The following is a 14,370-nucleotide window of genomic DNA, read 5'->3' as shown; positions in this document are numbered from 1 at the left end:
TTAATTCATAGTTTAAATGATTTAAATCGAATTGGAAATTGGGGTGAAATAATGACAATTGATTTTAAAGCGGAAGTTGAAAAACGCAGAGAAGCTCTCTTAGCTGACCTGTTCAGTCTTTTGGAAATCAACTCAGAGCGGGACGATTCCAAGGCAGACAAGGAGCATCCTTTTGGACCTGGACCTGTTCAAGCTCTGCATAAGTTTTTAGAAATTGCTGAACGCGATGGTTATGAAACGAAGAATGTGGACAATTATGCTGGTCACTTTACTTTTGGTGAGGGTACGGAAGAACTTGGGATTTTTGCCCACATGGATGTAGTCCCTGCCGGAAGTGGCTGGAATACAGATCCTTACAAGCCTGAAATTATTGATGGCAAGCTTTATGCGAGAGGTTCATCCGATGATAAAGGGCCAACTATGGCTTGTTACTATGGTTTGAAAATCATCAAAGACTTGGGATTGCCAGTATCTAAGCGCGTTCGCTTTGTGGTGGGGACAGACGAGGAATCCGGTTGGCAAGACATGGATTATTATTTCAAGCATGTTGGTTTGCCTGAGCCAGACTTTGGTTTCTCGCCAGATGCAGAATTTCCAATCATTAACGGTGAAAAAGGAAATATCACAGAATACCTCCACTTTGGTAACAGTAATGATGGCAGCTTTAAACTCAAGAACTTCACTGGAGGACTTCGTGAGAATATGGTGCCTGAATCAGCGACAGCTATTTTTACAGCAGCAGTTGATGCAGCAGAATTGGATGCCAAATTACAAGACTTTGCTGCTGCCCACAAGGTTTCAGCTAGTCTGAAAGCAAATGGCGACGCTCTTGAAGTGACAGTTATTGGGAAGTCAGCTCATGGTTCTACACCAGAGGACGGTATCAACGGAGCAACCTATTTAGCTCTCTTCCTCAACCAATTTGACTTTGCAGGCGACGCCAAAGCTTATCTGGAAGTTGCAGCTCAAGTTCTGCACGAGGACTTTGCAGGTGAGAAGTTAGGAATTGCTTATACAGATGCTAAAATGGGTGCTCTCAGCATGAATGCTGGTGTCTTCCATTTTGACAGCGCCAAGGCTGACAATACCATTGCTCTGAACATCCGTTACCCGCAAGGTACTGATCCGAAAACGATTCAGGCCGGTCTTGAAAAAGTTGCGGGTGTTGTGTCAGTAAGCCTATCTGAGCATGGACACACTCCGCACTATGTCCCAGCAGATGATGAATTAGTAGCAACTCTTTTGAGTGTTTACGAAAAACAAACAGGTCTCAAAGGACACGAGCAAGTCATTGGTGGTGGAACTTTTGGCCGTCTTTTGAAGCGCGGTGTGGCTTTTGGGGCTATGTTCCCAGACTATGTCAACACTATGCACCAAGCCAATGAATTTACAGATGTAGAAGACCTTTTCCGTGCTGCGGCCATTTACGCGGAAGCTATCTACGAATTAATCAAATAAAAAAGAAGAACTCGTTTGGTCTTGCCAAATGAGTTTCTTTGCAAGGAGTTGCTATGCATACTTTAGAAGATATTACTAAGGCCATCATGGCCGACCCAGAAAATAAAGAATTTACGGAGCAAGGGATCAAGCCGCTTTTTGCGGCACCAAAGAATGCTCGAATTAACATTGTTGGTCAGGCGCCGGGGCTGAAAACTCAAGAGGCAGGGCTTTACTGGAAAGATAAGAGTGGTGACCGGTTGAGAGAATGGCTGGGTGTTGATGAAGAGATGTTTTATAATTCTGGCTACTTTGCAGTTTTGCCCATGGATTTTTATTTTCCGGGACATGGGAAGTCTGGAGATTTACCACCTCGTAAGGACTTTGCGGACAAATGGCATCAGCCTATTTTAGAGCTTTTGCCAGATATTGAGCTGACCATTTTGATTGGTCAGTATGCACAGAAATACTATCTGCATCAAAAAGGAAATATCAAGCTGACCGAGACAGTTCAGCATTATCAAGACTACCTGCCTGACTTTTTCCCTTTAGTACACCCATCGCCCCGCAACCAAATCTGGATGGCTAAAAACCCTTGGTTTGCAGAGCAGGTTGTGCCAGACTTGCAAGCGTTGGTACAAAAGATTATTCATCAATAAAGGAGAAAAACTATGGATGCTTATCAACAAGTGGCTAATAAGTTGCAAGAGTTGGGGATCACCTTTGATGTGGTAGAGCACCCACCTGCATTTACGACAGAGCAAGCAGATAGCTATATTGAAGGCATGGAAGGAGTCCGGACTAAGTCCATGTTTTTGACCAACAGGAAGAAAACTCAGTATTATTTGCTGATTATGGATGACAAGAAACGATTGGATATGGATGACTTTAAAGTTCAAGTGGGAGCCGATCGGATTCGCATGGCCTCATTGGACTCCTTGGCTGAGAAAATGAACTTATCAGCAGGAACGGTTTCACCTTTTGGGTTGTTAAATAATCAAGAAAAAGACATTCTAGTGTATTTTGATAAGTACATCGTATCAAAAGAAATCATGACTTTCCATCCCAATACCAATGAAAAGACCATCTTTATTTCTACAACAGATTTGTTTGAATTTTTGGAGGATTTAGGCTACTCTTACCAAGTTCTTGAGCTTTAACTAACCGTTTTGCTGTGATAGAGTAGTGCTATCCAGCTTCTCTTTCAAGTGATTAAACCTAGCAGATTGTTATCACTCGTTTGCTAGGGTCTGTACCCCTATCTTAATCTTGGATGAATGACGTAGCTAGCAACTTGGTTCCCCTCAGGAGATTCTCAAACAGTCAGCCAATGATTTTGTCAAAGTTCAGTTTGATTTTCAGAAGTATCTAACTGTCTTTTTGAAAAGTCTAAGTTTAGAATGCTAAACTTTGTAGAAAGCGAGGTGATTCTATGGAAACGATGAAGGCTATAGTCATTTACGAAGCGGGGGGGGCAGAAAAGCTTCTGCTGGAAGAAAGACCGATTCCAGAACTTCAAGAAGGCTGGACCTTGGTCAAGGTCAGAGGGTTTGGGATTAACCGCTCGGAGATTTTTACTCGTGAGGGTTTATCGCCTAGTGTCACCTTCCCTCGGATTTTAGGCATTGAGTGTGTTGCCCAAGTTGCCGAGACGACTCGAGCAGACTTAGAGGTCGGCCAGAAAGTGGTTTCCATTATGGGTAAAATGGGGCGAGCTTTTGTCGGTTCTTATGCTGAGTATGTCCTCTTGCCGAACGACCAAATTTATACAGTCGAGACCAACCTGACCTGGACAGAGCTGGCTGCAGTGCCAGAGACCTATTATACTGCCCTAGGCTCTATGAAAAATCTACGCATTAAGCATAATGACAAGATTTTGGTTCAGGCTGCCACTAGCGGTGTCGGTTTGGCCTTTGCTCGTCTGGTCAAGGCACAGTTTCCAGGCACACATATCGTCGGATCAGTCAATAGCGGTTCCAAACAGTTTCTACTCAAGCACCAAGCCTATGACGATATCATTATAGACCAGGATGGCCGACTGGAAAAAGAGGATAAGTTTGACAAAATCCTTGAGTTGGTTGGTCCGGCAACTGTCAAGGATTCTTTTGACCATATCGAAGAGGGTGGTATTATCTGTGTGACCGGACTCTTGGGAGGTCAGTGGGAACTGGACGATTTCAACCCGATTGAGGAAATTAAAAATAACAGTTTTCTGACAAGTTTTCACTCAGCTCATGTGAGCCAAGACTTGATGGATGAATTATTTGACTATATTGACCGCTATCAGGTCAATCTTACACCAAGGCGTGTCTTTTCCCTAGAGCAAGTGCCCAAAGCTCATGCATTTATCGAAGGGACGGCAGGTTTTGGAAAAATCGTGATTATGAATGAATAGGAGAAAAAGAATGCCAAAAATTAGCGCGAAAGATTTATATGACAAATTGCAGGCAGAAGAATTGCAGTTGATTGACGTTCGCGAGGTGGATGAATTTACTGCTGGACATATCTCCGGGGCTCAGAATCTGCCTCTCAGCACCCTGCCTGAAAATTATGGAAAATTAGATAAACAAATCCCCTACCATATCATCTGTCAAAAAGGAGGACGTTCAGCGCGTGCCTGCGAATTTTTGGAAGCCAAGGGTTACCAAGTAATCAATGTCGAAGGAGGAGTGGAGGCTTTCCCTGCTAAATTGACGATATGAGAAGCGATTAAGAAGAGCAAATGCTGGAATAGATTGAATTTCCGGCCCTTTTTTTGTATACTATAGTAGTATAATAATTTATAGATAGGAGATATTTTATGTCAAAACAAGATTGGCTTGAATATTTTGAGGCCGTTAATGGACGCTCGGCTACAGAGGAAGAAATTGCCCAAGCATTGGCAGCTGGAGAATTTGTTGAGGCTGAACAGGTTAGTGCGGAGCAAGCGCCTAGTGACGCTAGCCCAGCTTCATCAAGCTTTGAACAGCCACAAAACTTCCAACAGTCTTTTGCTCAGCAGGCTTCTCAACAATATCAAGAAGTTCCTCAGCAACAAGCAACTCCAAATCAATTTGCTAATCAGGGACAACCATATCAGCGACAAGGATTTCAACAAGCGAGTCCCTTTGCTGGACAGCCTCAGTCTTCTGGTCCGCAAGCTTATCAGAACAACCCACAGCAAGGACAGTTCAATTCACAAGTACCTCAACAAGGACCGCAGGCTTATTACAGTCAGCAACCTCCTCAGCCTAGCGAGTTTTCTAAAACAATGAAAGGTTTCTGGACTTGGCTTGTTTCAGCTTGGAAATCGCCGACATCTGAAGTTGAGAGCAGTAAGGTGAATGGCTATCTATCGCTAGGTTTGACAGTGTTCTTTTTTGCTATTGTCGCAAATTCCAACGTTTACAGTATCATCAATATGTTTAGGGTTTACAGTTTTAGTTTGTATGATGTTGTTCCGTCTCTTAATTTCAAAGTCTTCTTTGTTTCCCTGATAGCAGCAGCTCTCTTCCTTTTTTCTATCATTTTGGGTGGTTTTGTTGTGAAGCGTTTGGTCTATCAGGATGGAAGTTTTACCTTCAATAAGGCTTTTGATTGGTACGGCCGACTGTATGCTATAGTTCTTCCGTTTATTGCTATTTCAGCTCTATTTGCCCTACTGGGAGTCATTCAATTGTCCCTTTTATTCACATGGATTGGAATTTTGTTAATTGGAGTTGGAGCGACCTTTGCTTTGATTTATTCTAAGACAAACAACTCTATGGATCCTTTTTATAAATATCTATTGGCCATTATTATCAATGGTGTGATTACAATTATCTTCTCTTTCATCGCTTTTTCTCTACTAGCTAGTATCGCAATGATGTAATAATTGGAGGAGATTTATGGCGACAAAAGAAAAATGGGTTGATCTCTTTGAAAAAGTAATTGGTCGAAAACCAACTGCAAGTGAGTTCCAAGCCGGCAAACAATCTAACTTTGATCCAAAAAAGATTAAGGAGATTGCAGGCGAAGCAGGGGAAGCAACCACAGATACTTCATCAGTAGAAAATACTACTGATGAAGCTTCTGATAATCAAGATATTGTTCAGGAGACACCTTCTGAAGATTCTGTCACAGAAGAATCGGTTCAATCATCTTCCAAAGATGAGAAGCAAGGCGCATTTGAATCTAGCCAATATGAAGAGCTTCGTAAGAATTGGCTACGAGCTTTTGAAAATAATATTGGTCGAAAACCTACCAAAGAAGAATTTGCAGAAGCTAAGAGTCAAGGATTCTCTAACTTGCCTATTCGGTCTGAATTGCTCGACTCGCAATTACCACAGAAACCAGTAAAAAAGGCTAAAAAGAGAATATCAAAGAAGCAAGCAATCATGATTGGGGCTCCAACCGTTTTAGTTGCCTCTTTGATTGGAGCTTTCTTCTATCTAAACTCTATAACTGGAGTTAAAGTGGTCACAGACCATTTTGCAAAAGCCGTCTCTAGCAAAGACTTCGATGAAGTGGCAAGTCTTCTTTCTACTCAATCCGATAAGTGGACGCGCGCTGAAGCAAGAGCTTTAGTTGAGCACCTAGAGAGCCAGGAGATTAATCTCGAAACTGAGCTAGATAACATTGTTGAGTCAAATGGCAAATCTGCTTATATCGATGACAACAATAATAAGATTTTAGGTGTTACTGAAAAGAGTAAGAAATTTGGTATTTTCCAGGAATATCAGATGGTTTCCTATCCAGTCAAAGTTAAAGTCAATACAAATTTGGATAATGCTACCATTAAACCTGGTGAGAAAAAAACTATTACTCTTAAGAAAAATACAGACACTGAATTGGGTGAATATCACTTTATCAAACAAGACTTTACTCTCAAAGGAAAGACAGATGTTGGAGATGTAGAGAGTAAGGTTCAGCTTGATTTAGCTACGGCTAAAGATAATGAAATCAAACTGGATCTCAAGTCTGAAAAGAAACAGCTAAAAATTACGATGCCTTCTGAAACTTCAAAAGCAACAGATATTAAAATCGTTGTTAATGGTAAAGAAAGTGGTAGCAGTTTGACCCCTGAGCTGCAGCTTGTTCCTTATCAAGAACTTGAAATTTATGCCAAGTTTACTATCTCTGATACTACCTTTACTACCAATAAAGAGACAGTAATTGTGGAAGATGATACTACTAATGTGAAATTATCGCTTCCTAAGGAAGTGGTTTCTAAGATTAGAGAAAAGAACGAAGAAGCGAAAAAGGTTGAGGCTCAAAAAGCAAAAGTCTCTACTTTCCTTAATGACTACCGCAGTGCTGTTTTCAGCTCTGTTTCTAACAGAAGCAACAACTATTCTCAATACTACGATACCTCTAGTGCAGTATATCGAGAAATGGTTGAGTGGACCACTGGTGGTGGTGTTAAGAAAGCAAAAATTAACTATTATGAGCCAGGAGCTTTGGATATCCGCGAAATCAAGGAAGAAAATGGTTCCTATATCGTGACAACATATGAGGACTATACAGTCCACTATGTCGATAACACTCCAAATAGTGTAAATCGTAAAAATAAGACTTATTACTTGAAACCTAGTGGGGATTCTTTTGTAATCTATAATCTTGAAGTTTCAGAAGGTTGATATTATGACAATGAAATACAGTAAACTAATTCTTCTTGCAGCATCTGTTCTTGTTCTAGGCGCGTGTTCGTCTGGTAAAGACACTACTGGAGATAGCACTGATAAACAAGCGCCTAGATCAACTAGTACAGTTAAGAAACAAGATGCTGAAAAAGACAAAAATTCTAGCCAAGATACGACAACATCTTCAGACAGCACTGATACTAAAAAGGAGCAAAATCACGAGGCCAAAACTCTTGATCAAAATGTTTCTTATAACGGCAGCTACTACAGTGTCAAAGGGAAATATGATGAGATTCTTCTTGTCAACAAACACTACCCTTTGTCTTCTTCCTATAACCCAGGTGAGAATGCGACTGCTAAAGCAGAATTGCTCAAACTGATTGCAGACATGCAGGCACAAGACTATGCCATTAGCGACCAATACAGTGGTTTCCGTAGCTATGATACTCAGACAGAACTCTATCAAAACTATGTCAATCAGGATGGTAAGGCAGCTGCAGACCGCTATTCAGCTCGGCCAGGTTACAGCGAGCACCAGACTGGTTTGGCATTTGACTTGATTGACAAGAATGGTAATCTCGTACAAGAAGCTGGAGCAAGTCAGTGGCTTTTAGACAACGCCTATAAATACGGTTTTATCGTTCGCTATCTAGAGGGTAAGGAAGGTTCAACTGGCTATATGCCTGAAAGCTGGCATCTGCGCTATATTGGTCAAGAAGCCAAGGAAATTGTTCAATCAGGCAAATCTTTAGAAGAATATTTCGGCATTACTGGTGGAGGCTATGAAGATCAGTAGTCACATCATCCATTAGAAGGAGGAAGAAAATGAAATTTTTTGTTACCAATCCCAATAATGATTTTGCAGAAACACCTGTGCAAGAAGAAGGCAGAATCATCCATCATCTGCATCTTGCTAAAGGAAAAGAAGTACCAGAGCACAGTGCTGATGCACTAGTAACAGTTGTTTGTTTGTCGGGAGATGTAAGCTTTTCTGCTGGCGAACAAACCGTTCGGTTAGTGGCAGGTTCCTTTTTGACGATGGAGCCCAATGAGCCACACAGCTTGGTCGGGGAGGAAAATAGCCACCTCTTGGTTATCAAACAACTCAAATATTAATAAATTCAAAATACTAGAAGCTGGAATAAATGCTTCTAGTATTTTTTACTACTTTTTAACACTTATTCATTTCTGTAAATAAAAACCCATAAGCAAGAAATTCATAAATAGATTCTTTGATTCTTAAAACAAACTTAAGATAAGCTTAAAAAAGGCTTAAGATAAGCTTAAAATAAACTTAAACAAGAAATCGAAATGAGAGGGTGAGAAGTTTTTATAAATAAACAATAAAAATAATTTACACGGTGTAAACCAAATCATAAACATTTTTCCATTATTTTAGTTCGTTAAAAAGAAGAGTTTATAGATTTTTAAAGATAAAAAACAGAAAAATAAACAAAAAAACGAACTATAAAAAATTACCCATAAAAATAATTTACACCTTGTTAACTAAAATGCTTGCATTCAAAAATTTCTTGTGCTATAATTCGTCTTGAGGGTGAGATATGCATAAAAAAGTATTTTCAAGCATATTGACTTCTTTGTTTCTAAATCAAATGTTATAAAAACATTTATGTGCAACCTTTAATCAGGTGGATTCACTAACTAGTGATTCGTTTTTTTGCGTTTGATAATGATGGAGTAGTCAACTGTCGGCTGACAGTATTTTCGTGAAATTCTTTTTTATGAAGTTGTGCACAAAAAATAAATTCCCCCCCACAAAAAAATAAAGTGATGTTGGTCACTTTGGAGGTTTAATTAATATGAACAATCGTTTCAGACTCTTATCAAGATCTGTTGTAGCGGCTGCGGCTATTATTCCAGCAATTGCTCTTGCAAATAATGCTCAGGCTCAAGATTATGGCTATAACTACTATCAACCAGGTTATAATTACTGGAATGGTGGTTATAACAATTATAACTATGGTTATAACAACTATAATTACCGTAACAACCGCAACTATCGTTACAACAATTACAACTATGGTTACAATAATTATAACTATGGTTACAATAACTACAATTATGGCTATAATAACTATAACTATGGTTACAATGGCTATAATTATGACTATGGTTATAATAACTATTATCCAGGCTATAACAACTGGAATTATAACTATAGCAACAACTACGGATATAATGGTTGGAATAACTACAACAATCTGGCAAATGATGAGAACTATATTTACTGGAATGGTAACCATTACTACCGTATGACAGATGGTTCTTACCGTATCTATCGTGATGGTGAGTGGAAGCCACTGACAAATACTAACAATAACAGCACATCCAATAACAACCTGGAAAATGATCCACATTATCGTTATGAAAATGGCTATCATTACTATGTATTGGATAATGGTGACTATTACTACTATCAAAATGGTAAGTGGGTGTTTGTTAAGGATTCTACTGATAACTCAACTAATCCAACAACTCCAAGTCAGCCGGAAGAACCAAAACCAGAAGTTCCAACTCCGACACCAGCAGAACCAGAGCAACCAACTCCAGCTCCAAATGATAGACCTGAACAACCAACAACTCCAGCAGAACCAAAACCTGAGGTACCAAGTGTTGATTTGCCAGAAAATCCTCCAATTAACGGTGCAGAAGGCGACCTCAATCCATTTGCTCCAAAACCAGAGCAACCAGCAGAACCAAAACCAGAAACTCCAACAAGACCTGCTGTACCAGAGACTCCTGGTTTGGTAACAACTGATAAACCAAGTGAAGATCAAATTCCGCCATATGTTGAAAAACCAGCAGAAGGTCTTGAACACTTGACATGGGCACCAAATGGACGAGCTCCAAAAATTATCTACCCAACTGGAAAACCAGGTGACAAGGCTCTTGAGTCAGATCCTAACTATTACTTCGATGGTTCTACCCATTATTACCGTATACCATCTGACTCAGAAGCGAATGGCTATTCTCCATATTGGAAATGGTTTGGTGACAAATGGAAACTTCAAGGTATGACTGATCCAAACGATCCAGCTCTTGATCCAAAACTTCACGAAAACACTGCTGATGATGAATACATGTACAGTGATAAAGACTCTAGCGTGAAATTGTACTCAACTAACCTAGTGACAACGGCTAAAGCTGGTCAGCCGCTGCCATTCAAGAACGTTGAAGAGTTCAAGAACTACGTTATCGAAAAGATGAATCCTAAGTTCCTTGATAATGCAGGATGGGATGCCAAAGTTGAATGGGAAATCGAAGATCCAGAAATCTTTGAAAAAACCAAAGAAAACCCATATGCTAAGGATTATGTCTTGATTGCAAACCTTAAGAGTGGCGTTGAGGACAAGAAATACAGTGATGTAGAATTTGGTTATGTTAAGTTTGTTTACCGTGTTGAAGCAACAAACGATACAAACTATGACTATGTTTCAAAAGCTAAAGAAGCTTTCGCTAAAATCAATGAAGAGCGTAAAGCTCAAGGCTTGAAAGAGTTGACATGGTCAGAAGACATTTATCAAAATCAAGCACTTCCAAAAGTAAATGAAATCTCACGTCAATACGATAGCTCAGGCTTTGTTGGACGTCGTGATGAAGATGCCTCTGTTGTCGTTAAGAAATGGGCTAACAGCGGTCTGAGAGAATTGCTTCTTGATCCTAATGTAACTGAAGGTGCAGTAGCGACAGTTGTAGACGGAAATGGCGTATACTACTGGGCTTACAGCTATAAATAATAAGGAATTTTATTCTTAAACATCTGTGCTCTTAATCTTTGGTTGCATATAAACCACACTCCAAAAGTTAGATTTTAATCGTCTGACTTTTGGAGTTTTTTTGTTGAATTAACTAGGAAGCAAAAGTAGCGGTTGTGAACAGATTTTAAAGTTTAAAAAGGCGAAAAGAAATTTTTAAATACAAAAAAAGCACCGATTGGTGCTTAAGATTATTTGAGACCGTATTTTTTGTTGAAACGATCCACACGTCCATCTGCTTGAGTGAACTTTTGACGTCCAGTGTAGAATGGGTGTGAGTCTGATGAAATTTCTACACGGATCAATGGGTAAGTTTCCCCTTCGAATTCAACTGTTTCGTTTGAACGCTTAGTTGAACCACTAAGGAACTGGTAGCCGGTAGAAGTGTCCATGAAGACAACTGGGCGGTATTCTGGATGAATATCTTTTCTCATTTTACAAAAATTTCCTTTCTGCCATGGTCTCTTTGCGAGCCATAGATTAGTTACTTTGATAGTTTATCAAATTCTGATTGATTTGACAAGACTTTTAGACTAATTTCTTACTTTTTTGCCAATTCTTTCATCTCAGTGTAGATTTGCTCAATTTCTTCTTTAGAAAATGCATTGGCTCCGCTGGCTAAGGGGTGTCCACCGCCGTGATGATTTTTAGCAATACCATTGATAGGAATAACCTTGCTGCGCATGCGGACACGATAGTGCCCGTCTGGTTGCTCAACAAAGATAGCCCACAGACCGACATCTTCAATTCGTCCAGGTGCCCCGACGATGGCTGCTGTATCAGCATCGGTCAGTTGATAGGCTTGTAAAATTTCCTGAGGTAGAATGACCCGCGCAGTTCCATTTTCATCTATTTCCAGCTGCTCATATACGTAGCCCTGCAGTTTAGCTACCTGGCGGCTGATAGAGTCCATTTTTCGAGACAAGGCTGAAAAGTCGAAATCATATTGACGCAACTTGGCAGCTACTTCGAATGTGCGGGCGCTAGTGGAAGGATAAAGGAAGCGGCCAGTGTCGCCGATGATACCAGCATAGAGGAGTTCAGCAGCTTCCTTGCTCAAGTCTAAGTTATTTTCAAAGGCAAAGAGAGCAATCATCTCACTGGCACTGCTAGAGCTTGTATCTACCAGAGAAATATCTCCGTAAACCTCATCATCAGGATGATGATCAATTTTGATGAGGAAATCGCCTGTCGTGTAGCGTTGGTTGTCAATGCGAGCTGTATTAGCAGTGTCACAGACGATGACTAGGGCCTCTTGGTATTCTTTGTCTGCGACTTGGTCCATTTGTGCCAACCACATGAGATTGGGCTCATCGTAGCCTGTCGCTTTAATTGTCTTTTCTGGGAAGTGGTACTGAAGCAGCTTTTGCAGTCCGACCTGACTGCCAAGAGCATCAGGATCTGGCCGCATATGGCGATGGATAATAATAGTATCGTATTCTTTGATCTTACTTAAAATATCATGATAAAGAGTCATAAATAACCTCGTCAACTTTCTTTACCCATTGTAGCATAAGAGTTTTTATTTTTAAAATAAAAAAGATATGATATAATGAGAGCAGATTAGAATTTGGAGGAAACTATGACCTTAGCGAAAATTGTATTTGCCAGCATGACTGGAAACACCGAGGAAATTGCTGATATTGTGGCGGATAAGCTAAGAGACCTGGATGTAGAAGTTGAAGTGGACGAGTGCACCACTGTCGATGCAGAAGATTTCTTGGAAGCAGATATTGCGATTGTAGCGACCTATACCTATGGTGATGGTGAGCTACCTGATGAAATGATGGACTTCTACGAAGACTTGTCTAGTTTGGATTTGTCTGGCAAGGTCTATGGGGTGGTCGGTTCAGGCGATACTTTCTATGACGAATTCTGCAAGGCTGTCGATGACTTTGATGCTGCCTTTGCTGCTACAGGAGCAGTGAAGGGCTCAGAAAGTGTTAAGGTGGACCTATCTGCGGAAGATGATGATATTGCGCGCTTGGAAGCTTTTGCAGAAGGCTTGGTTGATAAAGTTTAAAGTGATAAATAGAGAAAACGGCTTCTGCCGTTTTTGTTTTGCGAAAGTGTTATTTTCTGACAATTCTCATGATTAGGAGTATAATGTAAGTAAGCGCTATCCATCAGATAAAGGAGGAGTTCCTATGAAAGAACGCGACTATGCCTTTGGTTTTCATGATGATGTCAAGCCACTCTTTTCGACTGGTAAAGGTTTGACCGAAGAAGTTGTTCGAGAAATCTCAGAAATCAAGAATGAGCCCCAGTGGATGCTGGACTATCGCCTGCGCTCGTTGGAACTCTTTCATAAGCTGCCTATGCCCGACTTTGGCCCTGATTTGTCAGGGATTCGCTTTGATGATGTTATCTACTACCAGAAGCTAAGCGGAGATCGGGCTCGCAGTTGGGATGAAGTTCCAGAAGAGATCAAGAAAACCTTTGACCGCTTGGGAATTCCAGAAGCCGAGAAGCAGTTCCTATCTGGAGCTGTTGCACAGTATGAATCTGAGGTGGTTTATCATAATATGAAGGAAGAGTTTGCCAAGCTGGGGATTATTTTCACCGATACGGATACGGCTGTCCAGGAATATCCGGACTTGGTCAAGCAGTATTTTGGTACTGTGATTTCAAATGCTGAGCATAAATTTTCTGCTCTTAATAGTGCAGTTTGGTCCGGCGGCACCTTTATCTATGTGCCCAAGAACGTCCAGTGCCAAGTTCCTGTTCAGACCTATTTTCGAATCAATGGCGAAAATGCCGGCCAGTTTGAGCGCTCCTTGATGATTATCGAGGAGGGCGGCTCCATCCAGTATATCGAGGGCTGTACAGCACCGACCTATACAAGCAATAGTCTTCATGCTGCAAATGTCGAAATCATTGTCAAAAAGGATGCCTTTTTCCGCTATACAACCATTCAAAACTGGTCGGACAATGTCTATAATCTTGTAACGGAGCGGGGGATTGTTGAGGAGGGTGGCACCTTAGAGTGGATTGATGGTAACTTAGGCAGTAAGGTCAATATGAAATATCCCTGTAGCATTCTTAATGGCCGCAATGCAAGGACTTCTGTCCTATCCATGTCCTTTGCCAACTATGGTCAGCACTTGGATGCGGGTTGTAAGGTTTTTCATAATGCGCCCAAGACTTCCAGTACTCTGATTTCTAAATCAGTTGCCAAGGATGGTGGAAAGACAGACTATCGTGGTCAGGTCCGCTTTGGTAAGAATAGTGCTGGTTCCAAATCTCATATCGAGTGCGATACCATTCTCATGGATGGTGAATCCAGTTCTGACACCATTCCTTTTAATGAAATCCATAATTCAAATGTCGCGCTAGAGCATGAAGCCAAGGTTTCCAAAGTATCTGAGGACCAGCTCTACTACCTAATGAGCCGAGGAATAAGCGAAGAAGAAGCCACAGCTATGATTATCAACGGATTTATGGAACCCATTACCAAAGAACTACCAATGGAATACGCCGTCGAACTCAACCAACTCATCAATATGAGCATGGAGGGCTCAGTTGGTTAAAAACTCGCTTTTGCGAGTTCTCCTTAA

The 14,370-nt window shown here is 40.8% G+C and carries 14 protein-coding genes; 12 read left to right on the top strand and 2 right to left on the bottom strand.

All coding sequences use genetic code 11. From position 1 onward, the window contains the following. Positions 1-51 precede the first annotated feature (51 nt). The 10 genes from pepV (at position 52) to K4I03_RS01825 (ending at position 10,795) form a co-directional block, all read left to right on the top strand. Entirely contained in the window at positions 52-1,458 is a 1,407-nt protein-coding gene (gene pepV, locus K4I03_RS01870; RefSeq protein ID WP_227963522.1) for a dipeptidase PepV, read from the top strand. Positions 1,459-1,511: 53 nt separating this feature from the next. After that, the gene (locus K4I03_RS01865; protein ID WP_227963521.1) at positions 1,512-2,096 is read left to right on the top strand and encodes a uracil-DNA glycosylase family protein; all 585 of its coding nucleotides are present in this window, start codon (positions 1,512-1,514) and stop codon (positions 2,094-2,096) included. Between the two features lie 12 nt (positions 2,097-2,108). Continuing rightward, positions 2,109-2,597 carry a prolyl-tRNA synthetase associated domain-containing protein gene (locus K4I03_RS01860; protein WP_227963520.1) on the top strand — a complete coding sequence of 163 codons (489 nt, stop codon included), beginning with the start codon at positions 2,109-2,111 and terminating at the stop codon, positions 2,595-2,597. A gap of 272 nt (positions 2,598-2,869) precedes the next feature. Continuing rightward, positions 2,870-3,832 carry a zinc-binding dehydrogenase gene (locus tag K4I03_RS01855; protein ID WP_227963519.1) on the top strand — a complete coding sequence of 321 codons (963 nt, stop codon included), beginning with the start codon at positions 2,870-2,872 and terminating at the stop codon, positions 3,830-3,832. Beyond that, positions 3,825-4,139 carry a rhodanese-like domain-containing protein gene (locus K4I03_RS01850; protein WP_227963518.1) on the top strand — a complete coding sequence of 105 codons (315 nt, stop codon included), beginning with the start codon at positions 3,825-3,827 and terminating at the stop codon, positions 4,137-4,139. The genes K4I03_RS01855 and K4I03_RS01850 overlap by 8 nt, the downstream gene beginning before the upstream one ends. 98 nt (positions 4,140-4,237) lie before the next feature. After that, positions 4,238-5,287, top strand: coding sequence for a proline-rich domain-containing protein (locus tag K4I03_RS01845; RefSeq protein WP_227963517.1), 1,050 nt, complete (start codon positions 4,238-4,240; stop codon positions 5,285-5,287). Between the two features lie 16 nt (positions 5,288-5,303). Then, entirely contained in the window at positions 5,304-7,034 is a 1,731-nt protein-coding gene (locus K4I03_RS01840) for a TcaA second domain-containing protein (protein ID WP_227963516.1), read from the top strand. A gap of 10 nt (positions 7,035-7,044) precedes the next feature. Further along, positions 7,045-7,833: an LD-carboxypeptidase LdcB/DacB gene (gene ldcB, locus K4I03_RS01835; protein ID WP_265333605.1), complete on the top strand. Its 789-nt coding sequence runs from the start codon at positions 7,045-7,047 to the stop codon at positions 7,831-7,833. Between the two features lie 29 nt (positions 7,834-7,862). Continuing rightward, entirely contained in the window at positions 7,863-8,153 is a 291-nt protein-coding gene (locus K4I03_RS01830; protein WP_227963514.1) for a cupin domain-containing protein, read from the top strand. Positions 8,154-8,857: 704 nt separating this feature from the next. Beyond that, the gene (locus K4I03_RS01825; protein WP_227963513.1) at positions 8,858-10,795 is read left to right on the top strand and encodes a CAP domain-containing protein; all 1,938 of its coding nucleotides are present in this window, start codon (positions 8,858-8,860) and stop codon (positions 10,793-10,795) included. A gap of 209 nt (positions 10,796-11,004) precedes the next feature. Here K4I03_RS01825 and K4I03_RS01820 read toward each other — a convergent pair whose 3' ends face one another. Beyond that, positions 11,005-11,247, bottom strand: a complete 243-nt coding sequence (locus tag K4I03_RS01820; protein ID WP_002895374.1) for a type B 50S ribosomal protein L31 — start codon at positions 11,245-11,247, stop codon at positions 11,005-11,007. 107 nt (positions 11,248-11,354) lie between these two features. Then, complete coding sequence (locus K4I03_RS01815) at positions 11,355-12,290, bottom strand: DHH family phosphoesterase (RefSeq protein ID WP_227963512.1); 936 nt, start codon at positions 12,288-12,290, stop codon at positions 11,355-11,357. A gap of 105 nt (positions 12,291-12,395) precedes the next feature. On the opposite strand from K4I03_RS01815, the gene K4I03_RS01810 reads away from it, so the two are divergent. Further along, positions 12,396-12,836 (top strand): flavodoxin, encoded by a 441-nt coding sequence (locus K4I03_RS01810; protein ID WP_227963511.1) that lies wholly within the window; start codon positions 12,396-12,398, stop codon positions 12,834-12,836. A gap of 124 nt (positions 12,837-12,960) precedes the next feature. Further along, positions 12,961-14,343, top strand: coding sequence for a Fe-S cluster assembly protein SufB (sufB, locus tag K4I03_RS01805; protein WP_002895377.1), 1,383 nt, complete (start codon positions 12,961-12,963; stop codon positions 14,341-14,343). Positions 14,344-14,370: the final 27 nt, after the last annotated feature.

Origin of the sequence: Streptococcus sanguinis (assembly GCF_020729725.1) — a bacterium.
Lineage (GTDB): Bacteria > Bacillota > Bacilli > Lactobacillales > Streptococcaceae > Streptococcus > Streptococcus sanguinis_V.
The sequence above is the reverse complement of the archived record's forward strand: the minus strand, read 5'-3'. Positions and strand labels throughout refer to the sequence as shown.

What these genes read in the sequence shown, in the direction of transcription:
- pepV (WP_227963522.1), top strand. Translation starts at nt 52, where the DNA reads ATGACAATTGATTTTAAAGCGGAAGTTGAAAAACGCAGAGAAGCTCTC.
- K4I03_RS01865 (WP_227963521.1), top strand. Translation starts at nt 1,512, where the DNA reads ATGCATACTTTAGAAGATATTACTAAGGCCATCATGGCCGACCCAGAA.
- K4I03_RS01860 (WP_227963520.1), top strand. Translation starts at nt 2,109, where the DNA reads ATGGATGCTTATCAACAAGTGGCTAATAAGTTGCAAGAGTTGGGGATC.
- K4I03_RS01855 (WP_227963519.1), top strand. Translation starts at nt 2,870, where the DNA reads ATGGAAACGATGAAGGCTATAGTCATTTACGAAGCGGGGGGGGCAGAA.
- K4I03_RS01850 (WP_227963518.1), top strand. Translation starts at nt 3,825, where the DNA reads ATGAATAGGAGAAAAAGAATGCCAAAAATTAGCGCGAAAGATTTATAT.
- K4I03_RS01845 (WP_227963517.1), top strand. Translation starts at nt 4,238, where the DNA reads ATGTCAAAACAAGATTGGCTTGAATATTTTGAGGCCGTTAATGGACGC.
- K4I03_RS01840 (WP_227963516.1), top strand. Translation starts at nt 5,304, where the DNA reads ATGGCGACAAAAGAAAAATGGGTTGATCTCTTTGAAAAAGTAATTGGT.
- ldcB (WP_265333605.1), top strand. Translation starts at nt 7,045, where the DNA reads ATGAAATACAGTAAACTAATTCTTCTTGCAGCATCTGTTCTTGTTCTA.
- K4I03_RS01830 (WP_227963514.1), top strand. Translation starts at nt 7,863, where the DNA reads ATGAAATTTTTTGTTACCAATCCCAATAATGATTTTGCAGAAACACCT.
- K4I03_RS01825 (WP_227963513.1), top strand. Translation starts at nt 8,858, where the DNA reads ATGAACAATCGTTTCAGACTCTTATCAAGATCTGTTGTAGCGGCTGCG.
- K4I03_RS01820 (WP_002895374.1), bottom strand. Translation starts at nt 11,247, where the DNA reads ATGAGAAAAGATATTCATCCAGAATACCGCCCAGTTGTCTTCATGGAC.
- K4I03_RS01815 (WP_227963512.1), bottom strand. Translation starts at nt 12,290, where the DNA reads ATGACTCTTTATCATGATATTTTAAGTAAGATCAAAGAATACGATACT.
- K4I03_RS01810 (WP_227963511.1), top strand. Translation starts at nt 12,396, where the DNA reads ATGACCTTAGCGAAAATTGTATTTGCCAGCATGACTGGAAACACCGAG.
- sufB (WP_002895377.1), top strand. Translation starts at nt 12,961, where the DNA reads ATGAAAGAACGCGACTATGCCTTTGGTTTTCATGATGATGTCAAGCCA.